The sequence below is a fragment of the Shinella yambaruensis genome (assembly GCF_022899355.1).
GTDB lineage: Bacteria > Pseudomonadota > Alphaproteobacteria > Rhizobiales > Rhizobiaceae > Shinella > Shinella yambaruensis.
The window spans coordinates 390,768-406,298 of sequence record NZ_JALJCK010000003.1; the positions used below are offsets into that span (position 1 = coordinate 390,768).

A 15,531-nucleotide genomic window follows, 5' to 3' on the forward strand; every position below is an offset into this window, starting at 1 on the left:
GATGGGCTCGCCGTTTTCCCCCTTCTCCCCGCCTGCGGGGAGAAGGTCCCGGCAGGGGGATGAGGGGCAAGCACGCAGCCTAGCGTCGGGGAACCATCCCGAGCCCCTTGCGGGCGAGGCCGGAGAGGTTGAGCGCCAGCTTGCGGCGGAAGACCGGCGATGCACCGAGAAGGCGCAGGACGAGGTTGCGCAGGATACGGCCGGCAAGGCTGCGCATGGTTGCGATCCGCGTCAGGCGGTCGGCGAGCGCCAGCACCTCCGCCGCGGCGGGACGGCGTTTCTCCTCATAAAGATCGAGCGTCGTGTCCGGCGCCCTGCCGGCGATGACCTCCGCCAGCAACTGTCCCAGCACGACGGCATCGACAAGCCCCGTATTCATGCCCTGCCCGCCGGCCGGGCTGTGCACATGGGCGGCATCGCCCATGACGAAGAACGGGCCTGACCGATAGCGCGCGGCGACGCGGTGATGCACGCGGAAACGCGAACTCCAGAGGACCTCGCGCACGCGGCCCGGTGACTTGCGCGGGCCGCGGGCATCGAGCAGCGCCTGCACGAAGGCCGCGTCCGGCGCTTCGGGGGCATCCTCGACGGGCGCCACGATGCGGTAGCGATTTGCCGGCAGCGGCGCGACGACGCCCATGCCTTCCGGCGAGAAGAACAGCGTCACCTCCGTGCTCAGGGCCCAGTCCATATGGACATCGGCAAGCACGAAGGAACCGGCATGGCTCTCCCCGTCGAAGGCGATGCCCGCGGCCTCGCGCACGACGCTGTGCATGCCATCGCCGCCGACGACATAACGGGCGCGGATGGCCTGCGGCCCCTCCGGCGTCTCGACATGGACCACCGCCCCCGCCGCATCGCGCTCGATCCGCGTCGCCGTGACGCCCCGCGCGACGGCGCCGCCGAGGCTTGCCAACCGGTCGGCAAGGATCGCCTCGGTCTCGTCCTGCGGGATCATCAGGATCTGGGCATAGCGCGAGGGCAAGGTCGAGAAGTCGAGCTCCAGCAGCGCCCGGTCATGGTCGCGCAAGGCAAAGCGGGTGAGCGGCAAGCCGCGACGCTCCAGGTCGTCCGTGACGCCGAGCCGTTCCAGCGCCTCCAGCGTATGGGCATGGATGACCGCGGCGCGCGAGGTGTTCTGGCCGGCCGCAAGGCGGTCGACGATGACGGGCCGCACGCCCGCCTGTTGCAGGGTGACGGCGAGCGCAAGGCCGGTCGGCCCTGCCCCGACGATCAGCACATCGGTTTCCTGCGGCAGCATGGTTCGCACTCCAAAAAAATCAACATATGTTGACTTTTATGCCGGGTGCTTGAATTTGTCAACACGCGTTGGCATTTTCTGACCATGACCGATTCTCCCACGAAGAAAACCAAGTCCGACCGTACCCGCGAGGCCATTCTCGAAGCCGCGCGGCTGCTCTTTGCGCAAAAGGGTTATGACGGCACGACGGTGCGCGACATCGCCGCCGCCGCCGCGATCGATCCGGCCATGGTGATCCGCTACTTCGGCGGCAAGGACGCGCTGTTCGCCCGCGCGGCGGATCTCGATCTGCGGCTGCCCGACCTCACCGCCCTTCCCCGCAACGCGGTGGGCGAGGCGCTGGTGCGGCACTTCCTCACGGTATGGGAAGGCGACGGCGGCACCACCGCCTTGCCGATCGCCCTGCGCTCGGCCGCCTCGAACGATCTTGCCGCCGCGCGGCTGCGGGAGATCTTCGCGACCCAGGTCGCCCCCGCCATCGCGCGGCTTGCCGGGCCGGATGCGCCCGCCGTCGCCGGCCTCGTGGCGACGCAGATCCTCGGCCTTGCCTTCACCCGCTACGTGCTCAAGCTGCCGCCCGTCGTGGCGCTGCCGCGCGAGCGCCTCGTCGCGGAAGTCGGCCGCTCGATCCAGGCCTATATCGACGGCGCGCGGCCCTGAGGCAACCGGCGCGGAGGGCCGGCATATTTCCTGTCGATTGGTCCATTTTCGGGGTTCCGCTCGCCTCCGCATTTGCCTATAAGCCGCTTCTAGCCTTGAAAGACCTTTTTTGCGCGCCCGGCCGGTGAACCCATCACCATGCCGGTTTTTTCGCGCACGCGGCCGAAGCGAAGAGAACGGATAGAGAGATGCCCAAGCGCCAAGATTTGAAATCGATCCTCATCATCGGCGCGGGGCCGATCGTCATCGGGCAGGCCTGCGAATTCGACTATTCCGGCACCCAGGCCTGCAAGGCGCTGAAGGAGGAAGGCTACCGCGTCATCCTCGTCAACTCGAACCCGGCGACGATCATGACCGATCCGGGCCTCGCCGACGCCACCTACGTCGAGCCGATCACCCCCGAGGTCGTCGCCAAGATCATCGCCAAGGAGCGCCCCGACGCCCTGCTGCCCACCATGGGCGGCCAGACGGCGCTCAACACCGCCCTCTCCCTCAAGCGCATGGGCGTGCTCGACCGCTACAATGTCGAGATGATCGGCGCCAAGCCGGAAGCCATCGACAAGGCCGAGGACCGCGCGCTCTTCCGCGAGGCCATGGCCAAGATCGGCCTCGAAACGCCGAAATCGATGCTGGCGAACGCCACCGAGATCAAGGACAAGGACCGCAAGGTTCATGAGGCCGAGCGCGCCAAGCTGAAGGCCGAGCTTTCCGGCGATGCGCTGGACAAGGCGCTGGACGAGCTGGAAAACCAGTGGAACCTCGGCGAGACCGACCGCAAGCAGCGCTATATGAGCCACGCCATGGCGATCGGCGCGCAGGCGCTCGACGAAATCGGCCTGCCCGCCATCATCCGCCCGTCCTTCACGCTGGGCGGCACCGGCGGCGGCATCGCCTACAACCGCTCGGAATTCTTCGAGATCGTCAATTCCGGCCTCGACGCCTCGCCGACGACGGAAGTGCTGATCGAGGAGTCGGTGCTCGGCTGGAAGGAGTACGAGATGGAGGTCGTCCGCGACAAGGCGGACAACTGCATCATCATCTGCTCCATCGAGAACATCGACCCGATGGGCGTGCACACGGGCGATTCGATCACGGTTGCCCCTGCCCTCACCCTGACGGACAAGGAATACCAGATCATGCGCAACGCCTCGATCGCGGTGCTGCGCGAGATCGGGGTTGAGACCGGCGGCTCGAACGTGCAGTTCGCCGTCAATCCTGCCAATGGCCGCCTCGTCGTCATCGAGATGAATCCGCGCGTCTCGCGCTCCTCGGCGCTCGCCTCCAAGGCGACCGGCTTCCCGATCGCCAAGATCGCGGCGAAGCTCGCCATCGGCTACACGCTCGACGAACTGGAGAACGACATCACCGGCGGCGCGACCCCGGCCTCGTTCGAACCTTCCATCGACTATGTGGTGACGAAGATCCCGCGCTTCGCCTTCGAGAAATTCCCCGGCGCCGAACCGACGCTGACCACCGCCATGAAGTCGGTCGGCGAGGTCATGGCGATCGGCCGCACCTTCGCCGAATCGCTGCAGAAGGCACTGCGCGGCCTCGAAACCGGCCTGACCGGCCTCGACGAGATCGAAATCCCGGGCCTTGGCGACGGCAACGACAGGAACGCCATCCGCGCCGCCATCTCCACGCCGACGCCGGACCGCCTGCGCATGGTCGCCCAGGCGCTTCGCCTCGGCCTTTCGCTGGAAGAGGTGCACGAGGGCTCGAAGATCGACCCGTGGTTCCTCGAGCAGTTCAAGGCCATCGTCGACATGGAGGCCCGCATCCGCGAACACGGCCTGCCCGAGGACGCCGAGAACCTGCGCATGCTCAAGGCCATGGGCTTCTCCGATGCGCGCCTCGCCACCCTCTCGGGCAAGCGCCCGAAGGAAATCGCGGAACTGCGCAACCGCCTCGATGTGCGCCCGGTCTTCAAGCGCATCGACACCTGCGCCGCCGAATTCGCTTCGCCCACCGCCTATATGTATTCGACCTACGAAACCCCGTTCGCCGGGGCCACGCGCTCGGAAGCCGGCATTTCGGATCGCAAGAAGGTCGTCATCCTCGGCGGCGGCCCGAACCGCATCGGCCAGGGCATCGAGTTCGACTATTGCTGCTGCCACGCCGCCTTCGCGCTGAAGGATGCCGGCTATGAGGCGATCATGGTCAACTGCAACCCGGAAACCGTCTCGACCGACTACGACACGTCCGACCGGCTCTATTTCGAGCCGCTGACCGCCGAGGACGTCATCGAGATCCTCAAGGCCGAACAGACCAACGGCGAAGTCGTCGGCGTCATCGTGCAGTTCGGCGGCCAGACGCCGCTGAAGCTCGCCGAAGCGCTGGAGAAGAACGGCATCCCGATCCTCGGCACCGCGCCCGACATGATCGACCTTGCCGAAGACCGCGACCGCTTCCAGAAGCTCCTCCAGAAGCTCGACCTTACCCAGCCGAACAACGGCATCGCCTATTCGGTCGAACAGGCGCGCCTCGTCGCCGGCGAGATCGGCTTCCCGCTCGTCGTGCGCCCCTCCTACGTGCTCGGCGGCCGCGCCATGCAGATCATCCATTCGGAAGGCCAGCTCCAGACCTACCTGCTCGACACGGTGCCGGAACTGGTGCCGGAAGACATCAAGCAGCGCTATCCGAACGACAAGACCGGCCAGATCAACACCCTGCTCGGCAAGAACCCGCTGCTCTTCGACAGCTATCTGTCGAATGCCGTGGAAGTCGACGTCGATGCGCTGTGCGACGGCAAGGACGTTTTCGTCTCCGGCATCATGGAGCATATCGAGGAAGCCGGCATCCATTCGGGCGACTCGGCCTGCTCGCTGCCGGTCCACACGCTGTCAAACGAGACCGTCGACGAGCTGGAACGCCAGACGAAGGCACTGGCCAAGGCGCTGAACGTCGGCGGCCTGATGAACGTGCAATACGCCATCAAGGACGGCACGATCTATGTGCTCGAAGTGAACCCGCGCGCCTCGCGCACGGTGCCTTTCGTGGCGAAGACCATCGGCGCGCCGATCGCCAAGATCGCCGCCCGCGTCATGGCCGGCGAGACGCTCGATGCCGCGATTGCGGCCTATGGCGAGAAGCCCGACCCGCGCAACCTGAAGCACATCGCCGTCAAGGAGGCCGTGTTCCCCTTCGCCCGCTTCCCGGGCGTCGATACGCTGCTTGGGCCTGAAATGCGCTCGACCGGCGAGGTCATCGGCCTCGATACCGATTTCGCGCTCGCCTTCGCCAAGTCGCAGCTCGGCGCCGGCGTCGACCTGCCGCGCGAAGGCACGGTCTTCGTCTCCGTGCGCGACGAGGACAAGGACCGCGTGCTGACGGCTGTGCGCCTGCTGACGGAAATCGGCTTCAAAGTCATGGCGACCTCGGGCACCGCCCGCTTCCTCGCCGAAAAGGGCATCGAGGCGACCAAGGTCAACAAGGTGCAGGAAGGCCGCCCGCATGTCGAGGACGCCATCCGCAACCGCCAGGTCAGCCTCGTCATCAACACGACGGACAGCAACAAGGCGATCTCGGATTCGAAGTCGCTGCGCCGCGCCGCGCTGATGCAGAAGGTGCCCTATTACACGACCATGGCCGGCGCCGAAGCCGCCGCCCAGGCGATCAAGGCCCTGAAGCAGGGCCAGCTGGAAGTCCGGCCGCTACAGGCCTATTTCTGAAACTGAAACGCGCCGTCAAGCCAGGCAAGGCCCGGCTTCAGGCTGCTCGGCGGCCGCGCGGATCCTCTGGTTGAACCCGAGGATGACGGCAGCGGGTGGGGCGATTTGTCATCAAGCTTCGGCCGGGCCTCGCCCGGCTTTGTCGTGCGCACCCAACCGCCGCGGCCTGCACGCCTCCCGCGATAAGCGGCAGGCCGCAACGCGGAGTGATTGTTCCCGCTTCTGTGGGCGAAGATCCGCCTGCGGCGAAAAAACTGGCTTTCGGACGACGCAATCTGCTATAAGGGCCGTTCAAACGCTTTCGACGGTTCCGGGGATTCCTCTCCGGAGACCGTTTTCTTTTGCGTTCGCGCAGGCGGGAGCCTGGGCGGCGCGGGCTGAAGGACGGGATAAAATGGTTGAAAAGGTACCGATGACTCAGGGCGGTTTCGTCAAGCTGCAGGAAGAACTGCGCTGGCGTCAGCAGGAAGAGCGTCCGCGAATCATCGAAGCGATCGCCGAGGCACGCGCCCATGGCGACCTGTCGGAAAACGCCGAGTACCACGCCGCCAAGGAAGCCCAGAGCCACAATGAAGGCCGCATCACGGAGCTGGAAGACTTCGTCGCGCGCGCCGAGGTCATCGACCTTTCCAAGATGTCCGGCTCCAAGATCAAATTCGGCGCCAAGGTGAAGCTCGTCGACGAGGACACCGAGGAAGAGAAGGTCTACCAGATCGTCGGCGACCAGGAAGCCGACGTGAAGCAGGGCCGCATCTCCATCTCCTCGCCGATCGCCCGTGCGCTGATCGGCAAGGAAGTCGGCGATTCGATCGAGGTGAACGCGCCGGGCGGCTCCAAGGCCTACGAGATCCTCGCCGTCACCTGGGGGTGACGGACAAGGCGAGCCCCATGCTTTCCACAGGGAAGAACGGCACCGCCGCGACGGTGGTCAAGGTCATGGACCGGGTCAACCGGACCCACGGCATAAGCCCCCTTGCCCGGCAGGTGCCGTCCGGCTTCTCCGCGACGCGCGGCCTCGCCTTCACCTTCGATCCCGAGGCGCGCGACTACGACTGGCTGGTGGTCTACGAGAACCTGCCGTCGGCCGGCAGCGAACGCCGCTCGATGCGGGTGGAAGAGCTCGCCTGTGCGCCCGAGAACACCATCCTCTTCACCACGGAGCCGTCGGGCATCAAGATCTACGGCCGCGCCTTCACGCGGCAGTTCGGCCATGTGGTGACGAGCCAGGAGCCCTTCGCGCTCCACCATCCCGGCCGCATCTGGAGCCAGGCGGGCCTGCGCTGGTTCTACGGCGAAGGCAGCCGCCACCTGATGACCGCCGACGAGATCGCCGGCCATTTTCCGGAAAAGACCAGGGTCATCGGCACGGTCTGCTCGACGAAGCGGCAGGGCCACACGCTGCATCGCCTGCGGTATGATTTCACGCAGGCCATGGCCGCCCGCATGCCGGACCTCGACGTCTTCGGCCGCGGCCACCGGCCGGTCGACGACAAGGCGGAATCGATCGATCCCTACAAGTACCATATCGCCATCGAGAACCACCTCGCCCCACACCACTTCACGGAGAAGCTGGCCGACCCCTTCCTCGGCCTGTCCCTGCCCTTCTATTTCGGCGCGCCGAACGCTGCCGATTATTTTCCGGCCGACAGCTTCATCGCCATCGACATCCGCAAGCCGGACGAGGCGTATCGGATTATGCGCGAGGCGATCGACAACAACGAATATGAGAAGAGGCTGCCCGCCATCCGCGAGGCGCGCCGGCGCGTGCTGGAGGATCACAATCTCGTCGCACTGATCGCCGATGTGGTGGAGAAGAACGGTACCAGGCCGAAAGGCGACGGCAGGGCCGTGCTGAAGAGCCAGCGCGCGGCGCGGCAGGGCCACCCGCTGCTGACGGCTGGCGATTTCCTCTTCCGCGAGGCGCTTCACCTGAAAAACCGCATTGCCGGCCTGCTGACACGCTGAACGGCTCCGACAAAGGCCTGCTCTAAAACCCGCATTCATCCTGGAGAACAGACGTGTCCAAGAAACCGGTGGCTTTGATAACGGGTGTGACGGGCCAGGACGGCGCCTATCTCGCGCAGTTGCTGCTCGACAAGGGCTACATCGTGCACGGCATCAAGCGCCGCTCCTCCTCCTTCAACACGGGCCGCATCGAGCACATCTACGAGGATCCGCACGAGCCGGACCCGCAGCTTTTCCTGCACTATGGCGACATGACGGACGCGACGAACCTCGTGCGTATCGTGCAGCAGACCCAGCCGGACGAGATCTACAACCTCGCCGCCCAGAGCCATGTGCAGGTGAGCTTCGAGACGCCGGAATATACAGCCAATGCCGACGCCATCGGCACGCTGCGCATGCTGGAGGCGATCCGCATCCTCGGCCTCGAAAAGAAGACGCGCTTCTACCAGGCCTCCACGTCCGAGCTCTACGGCAAGGTGCAGGACGTGCCGCAAAGCGAGACGACGCCCTTCTATCCCCGCTCGCCCTATGCGGCGGCGAAGCTCTACGCCTACTGGATCGTCGTCAACTACCGCGAAGCCTATGGCATGCATGCCTCGAACGGCATCCTCTTCAACCATGAAAGCCCGCTGCGCGGCGAGACCTTCGTGACGCGCAAGATCACCCGCGCTGTCGCCGCCATCACGCTCGGTCAGCAGGACCAACTCTTCCTCGGCAATCTCGATGCCAAGCGTGACTGGGGCCATGCGAGGGAATATGTGCGCGGCATGTGGCTGATGCTGCAACAGGCGGAGGCCGACGACTACGTGCTGGCGACCGGCGAGACGACCACCGTGCGCCAGTTCGCCGAATGGTCCTTCGCCGAGGCCGGCATCACCATCCGCTGGGAGGGCCAGGGCGTCGACGAGAAGGGTTTCGACGCGGCGACGGGCAGGCAGCTCGTTTCCATCGACCCGCGCTACTTCCGCCCGACGGAGGTCGACCTCCTGCTCGGCGATCCCTCGAAGGCCGAACGGGTGCTCGGCTGGCGCCATGAAACGGGCGCGCACGAGCTTGCCCGCGAAATGGTGCGGGAGGACCTGAAGCTCATGCGGAAAGAGTTTTCAGAAAAGGGCCGTCCCTGAATGTACGACCTTGCGGGAAAACGCGTCTTCGTCGCCGGCCATCGCGGCATGGTCGGCAGCGCCGTCGCCAGGCGGCTGGCGGCCGAGAACTGCACGGTGCTGACCGCGCCGCGCGATGCGGTGAACCTGGAGCGCCAGGCGGATGTCGAGCGCTTCTTTATGGCCGAGCGGCCGCAGGCGGTGGTGATGGCGGCGGCGAAGGTCGGCGGCATCCTCGCCAACGACCGCGCGCCCGTGGACTTCCTCCAGCGCAATCTCGCCATGGAGATGAACGTCATCAAGGCGGCGCACGAGGCCGGCGTCGAGAAGCTGCTCTTCCTCGGCTCGAGCTGCATCTATCCGAAATTCGCGGACCAGCCGATCACCGAGAGCGCGCTCCTGACCGGCGCGCTGGAGCCGACCAACGAATGGTACGCCATCGCCAAGATCGCCGGCATCAAGCTCTGCCAGGCCTATATGAAGCAGCACGGCGCCCGCTTCATCTCGGCCATGCCGACCAATCTCTATGGCCCGAACGACAATTTCGACCTTCAGACCAGCCATGTGCTGCCGGCGCTGATCCGCAAGGCGCACGAGGCGAAGCTTGCCGGCCTCGACCATGTGACGATCTGGGGCACCGGCTCGCCGCGCCGCGAATTCCTGTTCAGCGAGGATTGCGCCGATGCGCTGGTCTTCCTGCTCAAGCATTACGAGGACTACGAGCACGTCAATGTCGGCTCGGGCGAGGACATCGCCATCCTCGACCTCATGACGCTCGTCGCCGAGGTCGTCGGCTTTGAGGGGCGGATCGAGACCGATCCCTCCAGGCCGGACGGCACGCCGCGCAAGCTGATGTCGAACGCTAAGCTGGCGGCGATGGGCTGGAAACCCGTCACGGGGCTCCGCGAGGGCATCGACCGTGCCTATCGCTGGTATCTCGACACGCTCGGCCGCCAGAGCATTTCCAGCTGAAGCGAAGTCGCTTCGGCGTCGGATAATGCGGCAAAAACAAGAATCTAGAACATTTTCGGTGAACCGGAATTCACCGAAAATGTTCTAGAGGCCGGCGCGCCTCAGCGCCAGTTCTCGTCGATCCAGCGCGTCGGCCGGACGTGCTTGTAGGCCTTCTTCCACCAGGCCTTCACCGGCCATTGGCCGATCACGGCCTCGTCGGGGTCGGGCTTGCCGGTGAACGCGACGATGCGGGTGCCTGCGGGCAGCGGCACGTCCCTGAAGAAGTTCAGCGGCCAGCGGGGCAGGAGCGTGTGCTTGAAGCTGACGCACCATTCCGCCGGCCAGTAGGTCATGGTGTCGACCGCGGCGGAGACGTAACGCTGCGAGATCGTGTGCTTGTTGATCTTGGCGTCCGGGTCGCGGACGAAATCGTCGTAGATATGCGTGTTGGTGCCGACCGTCCAGCGATAGACCGAGGTGTTGCCGATGCCCTGGCCGGGCTGCGTCCAGTTCTCGGCAATGCAGAACTTGCCGGGCGCATAGTCGAAGAAATCGTCGAGCGGCCCGGTGATGACCACGTCGAGATCGACGAACAGCACGTCACCTTCGAGGTCTGCCAGCGGGGCCTGCCAAAGCGAGATCTTGCGCCACGGCTTCCAGGCGACGCGCTCGGGAATGGTGATCGGCGGCAGCGGGAAGACGGAGACCGCGGGATCGATGCCGTCGGCATCCTCCGTGAAGCAGACGAGCCGCGTCGGACGCACGGTGTTACGCTTGATCATGGACCACAGGCGGTTGACATAGTCCGCCGGATAGCGCGTGCCCCATTTCATGCATACGATCGTCTGCATCCGCATCATCTCCTCTGGACCGCGCCGATTGAGCGCCGGCGCCTCCATAGACCATATCGCCGGCCGGTGGTAGGAGTTCCGCGAACACGCCGCATTTTCGAGCCCCACATCCCATGAACATCCTCATACTCACGCAATGCTTCCCGCCGGTCGTCGGCGGGATCGAGAACATGATGGGCTCGATGGCGCTTGCCCTGCAGGAGGGCGGCCACACCGTCACCGTGCTGGCCGACGACGATCCGGACGCCGCGGATGGAAGCCGCCCCTACCGCATCAAGCGCTTCTCCGGCTGGAAGCCGCTGCGGCGCTGGCGCAAGGCGCGGGACGCCGCAAGGCTTGTCCGCTCCGGCACCTACGACCGGATCATCACCGACACCTGGAAGAGCGCCGAGAATCTCACGATAGACACCGTTCCCGTCACCGTGCTCGCCCATGGCATGGAGTTCCCCGCGGCCCCGTCGCGGCGCAAGGCGCAGCGCATCCTGACGGCCATGGCCAAGGCGAAGGACGTCATCGCCAATTCCAGCTTCACCGCCAGCCTTGCCGCGCCCTATGTGGCGGCCGGCCGGGTGCGCACCGTCACCCCCACCGTGCCGGCGCAGGCGGCGGCCGATCCCGACCGGCTGGAGGCGCTGCGGAGGGCCTATGGCGACGGCTTGCAGGTCGTGACGCTCTGCCGGCTGGAGCCGCGCAAGGGTGTGGACCGGCTGATCGAGGCCGTCGCGGCCCTGCATCCGGCCTATCCCGGCCTGACCCTGCACGTCGCCGGCGACGGCGCGGACCGCGCCCGGCTCGAAGGCCTCGCGAAAGACGCCGGCATCGCCGGCGCGGTCATCTTCCACGGCCGCGTGTCGGACGCGGAAAAGGCCGCCCTCCTGGCACGCGCCGACGTCTTTGCCATGCCCGCGCGCCGCGAGGGCAATTCCGTCGAAGGCTTCGGCCTCGTCTATCTGGAGGCGGCCTGGTATGGCGTGCCGGCTCTTGCCGGCCGCGACGGCGGGGCGGCGGATGCCGTGCACGACGGCGAGACGGGGCTTTTGTGCGACGGCGCCGATCCGGCCTCGGTGACGGCGGCGCTGGACGCGCTGCTCGGCGACCGTGACTTCCGGCTCCGGCTCGGCGAGAATGCCGCCCGCCATGCCCGCGAACAGACCTGGCAGCACAAGATCGAGGATTTCCTGATGCCTCCGCCGGAAGCACAGACGACCACCGGACCGCGCGTTCTCCAGCTCCTCCCGGCCCTCGGCGATGGCGGCGTGGAACGCAGCGCCGTCGAAATGGCCGGCCATCTTGGCACGCTCGGCCTGCCGAACTGGATCGCCAGCGCAGGCGGCCCGCTCGTCGCCGCCGCGGAGGCCGCGGGCGCCAGGCACGTCACGCTGCCGGTCGGAAAGAAGTCGCCCTTTTCCGCCATTTCGGCCGCACGGGCCGTCGCACGGCTGGTCGACGCCGAGGGCATCGACATCATCCATGCCCGCAGCCGCGTGCCGGCCTGGGTCGGCCTTCTCGCCTGCCGCCTGGCGCGCCGGCCGGTGCGTTTCGTCACGACCTTCCACGGTGTCTACAGCCACGGCAACGCCCTGAAGCGCTTCTACAACAGCGCCATGCTGCGCGCGCCGCTGGTCATCGCGAATTCCGGGTTCATTCGTGACCACATCGTCACCGTCTACGGTTTTCCGCAGGCGCGCGTCGTCGTCGCACCGCGCGGCGTCGAGCCGGAGCTCTTCGATCCTGCCGCCATATCGGCCGAAACACGGGCGGCCCTGCGCAGCGAGCTCGGCGCCTCGGCTGACGGCCCGCTGGTGGTGATGGTCGGCCGCATCACGCGGTGGAAGGGCCATGCCGTGCTGCTGGAGGCCGCCGCCCGGCTCGATCGTCCCGGTCTTCGCCTCGCCTTCGTCGGCGGCGGCTCGGACGCGCTGGTCGCCGAGCTCCAGCGCGACATTGCACGGCTCGGCCTCGACGGCCGCGTCACCTTCACGGGCAGCCGGCGGGATATCCCCGCGATCCTCGCCGCCGCCGATCTTGCGGTTTCGGCCTCGACCGATCCGGAAGCCTTCGGCCGGGCGGCGATCGAGGCGCAGGCAATGGGCACGCCCGTGATCGCCACCGATCACGGGGGCAGCCGGGAGACGGTCCTGCCCGGCAGGACCGGCTGGCTCGTGCCGCCCGGCGACGCCGCCGCGCTTGCCGACGCCCTTGAAGAGGCGCTTGCCGACCCGGACCGCCTGAAGGCCGTGGGCACGAACGGCCGGGCGCATGTGCTCGCCAACTTCACCACCCGGCAGATGCTGGAGAAGGAGTTTTCCGCCTATGAGCGGCTGATGGCGGGGCCGCGGCGCTGAGATGGCGAAGGGCGCCCCTCCCGTCGTCTGGGTTCTGACCGACGGCAAGGCCGGCGACGAGCAGCCGCTGATCGGCCTTGCGGAGGCCATGGGGTCGGTACCGGTCCTGCGGCGCGTGGCGCCGCGGCGTGCTTTCACCTGGCTGATGCCATGGGGCCCGATCGACCCGAAGGATGCGCCCGCGAAGAGCGGCTCGCCGCTCGCCCCGCCCTTTCCGGACATCTGCCTTGCCACGGGCCGGCGCGCGGTGCCCTATCTGCGCCGGCTGAAGGCGCTGGCGCCCGCGACCTTCTGCGTGCTCTTCAAGGATCCCCGGACCCGGCGGCACGGCGCGGACCTTCTTATCGTGCAGCAGCATGATGCGCCCCGCGGCGCAAATGTCCTCGTCGTCACCACCGCGCCCAACCGGCTTTCCCCGGAACGGCTGGCAGACGCGCATGCCGCCTTTGCGGAGGCGCTCGCCCCCCTGCCCCGACCGAGGGTCGCCGTGCTCGTCGGGGGCGACAGCCGGCACCATCGGTTCACGGACGCCGACAACGACCGGTTCCTTCGCGGCCTTGAGGCAAGGCTGGAGGATGGCTGCGGACTGATGATCACCACGTCGCGCCGCACGCCGGCACCGCTCGCCAACGCCCTCTCCGGCCTCGGCAACCGGCCCCAGGTGCGCTTCTGGGACGGCACGGGGGAGAACCCGCTCCTTGCCTACCTGTCATGGGCGGACGAGATCGTCGTCACCGCCGATTCGACCAACATGGTGGGCGAGGCGGCCGCGCTGAGCGTGCCCGTGCAGATCTTCCACCCGTCCGGCGGCCATGCGAAGATCGACAGGCTCATCGCCGCCCTGTCGCAGGAGGCCGTCATCGGCCGGTTTCCGGAGGAACCCGCGCACGGCCATGCCAAACCGGTCAATTCGACGCCCGGGCTGGCGGAGGAAATCCTGAAGCGCTGGCGGGCGAGCTAGAGTTCCGGCGCAATTCCGGACGCAGAACCGCTTCGCACTTTTGCCGGTATTGCGCTAAAGCTCGACCAGCCCGACCTTCTTGACCTGGCGGATCGTCAGCATGGTGCGCACGGTATCGACCTGCGCATTGGCGGTCAGTTCCTCGATGACGAAATCCTGGAAGCGCGTGAGGTTTTCGGCGACACAGTGCAAGAGGAAGTCGCTGTCGCCCGAGACCATCCAGGCCTGACGCACCATCGGCCATTCGCCCGTCGCGGCGGCAAAGGCCTTGAGGTTCGCCTCCGACTGGTGCTTGAGCCCGACCATGCAGAAGGCGACGAGGTCGTAGCCGAGCGCCGGGGCGTTCAGCATCGCGGTATAACCTTCGATGATGCCTGCCTCCTCCAGCTTGCGCACGCGGCGCAGACAGGGCGGCGCGGAGATGCCGGCACGGGCGGCGAGCTCCACATTGGTCATCCGGCCATCGGCCTGAAGCTCCTTCAGGATACGGATGTCGATGGCGTCGAGTTCGGCACGAAACATGGGAGTTTTTGAAACCTTTCAGGGCGGCGACCGGAAGTGACCCGAATCGCCCACATCAGCGCAACATTGTTACCGCAAGCGGCACAAATATGTCACGCGCCTTCGCTTGCCTGTTGGCAAAGCCTTGCGCGCACTTGAAACTCACGGCACTCCCTTCATAAATGAGGGTCGAAAAACGACACGCCGGCCAATGCCTGCGCGCCACCCGCGCGGATTGGCCCATTGGGGCGGAAGGCCCCGGAAGGAACGACCATGTCCACCCGCCACGTCAAGGTGCTGATCATCGGCTCCGGCCCCGCCGGCTACACCGCCGCCATCTATACCGCCCGCGCCATGCTGGAGCCGGTGCTGATCGCCGGCATGGAACAGGGCGGCCAGCTGATGATCACCACGGATGTGGAAAACTACCCGGGCTACGCCGATCCGGTGCAGGGGCCGTGGATGATGGAACAGATGCTCAAGCAGGCGAGCCATGTCGGCGCCGAGATCGTCAACGACCTCGTGACCCGTGTCGACCTCGACGTGCGCCCCTTCCGTATCTCCACCGACAGCGGCGCCGAATGGACCGCCGACGCGCTGATCATCGCGACGGGCGCCAAGGCCAAGTGGCTCGGCATCGACACGGAGCCCAAGTTCATGGGCTTCGGCGTCTCGGCCTGCGCCACCTGCGACGGCTTCTTCTATCGGGGCAAGGACGTCATCGTCGTGGGCGGCGGCAATTCGGCCGTGGAAGAGGCGCTCTACCTCTCCAACCTCGCCAGGACCGTGACGGTCGTGCACCGCCGCGACAGTTTCCGCGCGGAACGCATCCTTCAGGAGCGCCTGTTCGCCAAGGAGAACGTCAAGATCGTCTGGGACCATGAGGTCGTGGAATATCTCGGCGCCGATCCCAAGCCGCCGATGCCCGCCTCCGTCAACGGCGTGAAGCTGCGCAACGTCAAGACCGGCGAGACGCGCGACATGGCGACGGACGGCGTGTTCGTGGCGATCGGCCATGCGCCGGCGGTCGAGCTCTTCAAGGGCAAGCTGCGCCAGAAGCCGAACGGCTATCTGTGGACGGCGCCCGATTCCACGGCGACGGACGTGCCGGGCGTTTTTGCCGCAGGCGACGTCACCGACGATATCTATCGCCAGGCGGTGACGGCGGCCGGCATGGGCTGCATGGCGGCCCTCGAAACCGAAAAATACCTTGCAGGTCATATGCCTGTCGCAATTGCGGCCGAGTAGAAGCCGCCAAC

Annotated in this window: 12 protein-coding genes; 9 read left to right on the forward strand and 3 right to left on the reverse strand. The window is 66.6% G+C overall.

The window, feature by feature from the left end; all coding sequences use genetic code 11:
- Positions 1 to 79: 79 nt before the first annotated feature.
- Positions 80 to 1,261 (reverse strand): FAD-dependent oxidoreductase, encoded by a 1,182-nt coding sequence (locus MUU56_RS09035; RefSeq protein ID WP_244766974.1) that lies wholly within the window; start codon positions 1,259 to 1,261, stop codon positions 80 to 82.
- 84 nt (positions 1,262 to 1,345) lie between these two features.
- On the opposite strand from MUU56_RS09035, the gene MUU56_RS09040 reads away from it, so the two are divergent.
- From MUU56_RS09040 to fcl, 6 genes are all read left to right on the forward strand, one after another.
- Positions 1,346 to 1,921, forward strand: coding sequence for a TetR/AcrR family transcriptional regulator (locus MUU56_RS09040; RefSeq protein ID WP_244766975.1), 576 nt, complete (start codon positions 1,346 to 1,348; stop codon positions 1,919 to 1,921).
- A gap of 188 nt (positions 1,922 to 2,109) precedes the next feature.
- The gene (gene carB, locus MUU56_RS09045) at positions 2,110 to 5,592 is read left to right on the forward strand and encodes a carbamoyl-phosphate synthase large subunit (protein WP_244766976.1); all 3,483 of its coding nucleotides are present in this window, start codon (positions 2,110 to 2,112) and stop codon (positions 5,590 to 5,592) included.
- Positions 5,593 to 5,986: 394 nt separating this feature from the next.
- Positions 5,987 to 6,463, forward strand: coding sequence for a transcription elongation factor GreA (gene greA, locus MUU56_RS09050; protein WP_024271251.1), 477 nt, complete (start codon positions 5,987 to 5,989; stop codon positions 6,461 to 6,463).
- A gap of 17 nt (positions 6,464 to 6,480) precedes the next feature.
- On the forward strand, positions 6,481 to 7,557 hold the full coding sequence (locus MUU56_RS09055; protein WP_244766977.1) for a glycosyltransferase family 10 domain-containing protein: 1,077 nt from the start codon (positions 6,481 to 6,483) through the stop codon (positions 7,555 to 7,557).
- 53 nt (positions 7,558 to 7,610) lie between these two features.
- On the forward strand, positions 7,611 to 8,681 hold the full coding sequence (gmd, locus tag MUU56_RS09060; protein ID WP_244766978.1) for a GDP-mannose 4,6-dehydratase: 1,071 nt from the start codon (positions 7,611 to 7,613) through the stop codon (positions 8,679 to 8,681).
- Positions 8,682 to 9,632: a GDP-L-fucose synthase gene (gene fcl, locus MUU56_RS09065; RefSeq protein WP_244766979.1), complete on the forward strand. Its 951-nt coding sequence runs from the start codon at positions 8,682 to 8,684 to the stop codon at positions 9,630 to 9,632. It begins immediately after the preceding gene.
- A gap of 101 nt (positions 9,633 to 9,733) precedes the next feature.
- Here fcl and MUU56_RS09070 read toward each other — a convergent pair whose 3' ends face one another.
- Positions 9,734 to 10,465, reverse strand: a complete 732-nt coding sequence (locus tag MUU56_RS09070) for a hypothetical protein (protein ID WP_244766980.1) — start codon at positions 10,463 to 10,465, stop codon at positions 9,734 to 9,736.
- A 113-nt stretch (positions 10,466 to 10,578) separates the two neighbouring features.
- On the opposite strand from MUU56_RS09070, the gene MUU56_RS09075 reads away from it, so the two are divergent.
- Together MUU56_RS09075 and MUU56_RS09080 are read left to right on the forward strand one after the other, a co-directional pair.
- Positions 10,579 to 12,810 carry a glycosyltransferase gene (locus MUU56_RS09075; RefSeq protein ID WP_244766981.1) on the forward strand — a complete coding sequence of 744 codons (2,232 nt, stop codon included), beginning with the start codon at positions 10,579 to 10,581 and terminating at the stop codon, positions 12,808 to 12,810.
- A gap of 1 nt (position 12,811) precedes the next feature.
- Positions 12,812 to 13,771 (forward strand): mitochondrial fission ELM1 family protein, encoded by a 960-nt coding sequence (locus tag MUU56_RS09080; RefSeq protein WP_244766982.1) that lies wholly within the window; start codon positions 12,812 to 12,814, stop codon positions 13,769 to 13,771.
- Positions 13,772 to 13,825: 54 nt separating this feature from the next.
- Here the strand turns inward: MUU56_RS09080 and MUU56_RS09085 are convergent, their stop codons facing one another.
- On the reverse strand, positions 13,826 to 14,293 hold the full coding sequence (locus tag MUU56_RS09085) for an Lrp/AsnC family transcriptional regulator (RefSeq protein WP_023516337.1): 468 nt from the start codon (positions 14,291 to 14,293) through the stop codon (positions 13,826 to 13,828).
- A gap of 252 nt (positions 14,294 to 14,545) precedes the next feature.
- Between MUU56_RS09085 and trxB the strand changes: the two genes are divergently transcribed.
- Complete coding sequence (gene trxB, locus MUU56_RS09090; RefSeq protein WP_244766983.1) at positions 14,546 to 15,520, forward strand: thioredoxin-disulfide reductase; 975 nt, start codon at positions 14,546 to 14,548, stop codon at positions 15,518 to 15,520.
- Positions 15,521 to 15,531: the final 11 nt, after the last annotated feature.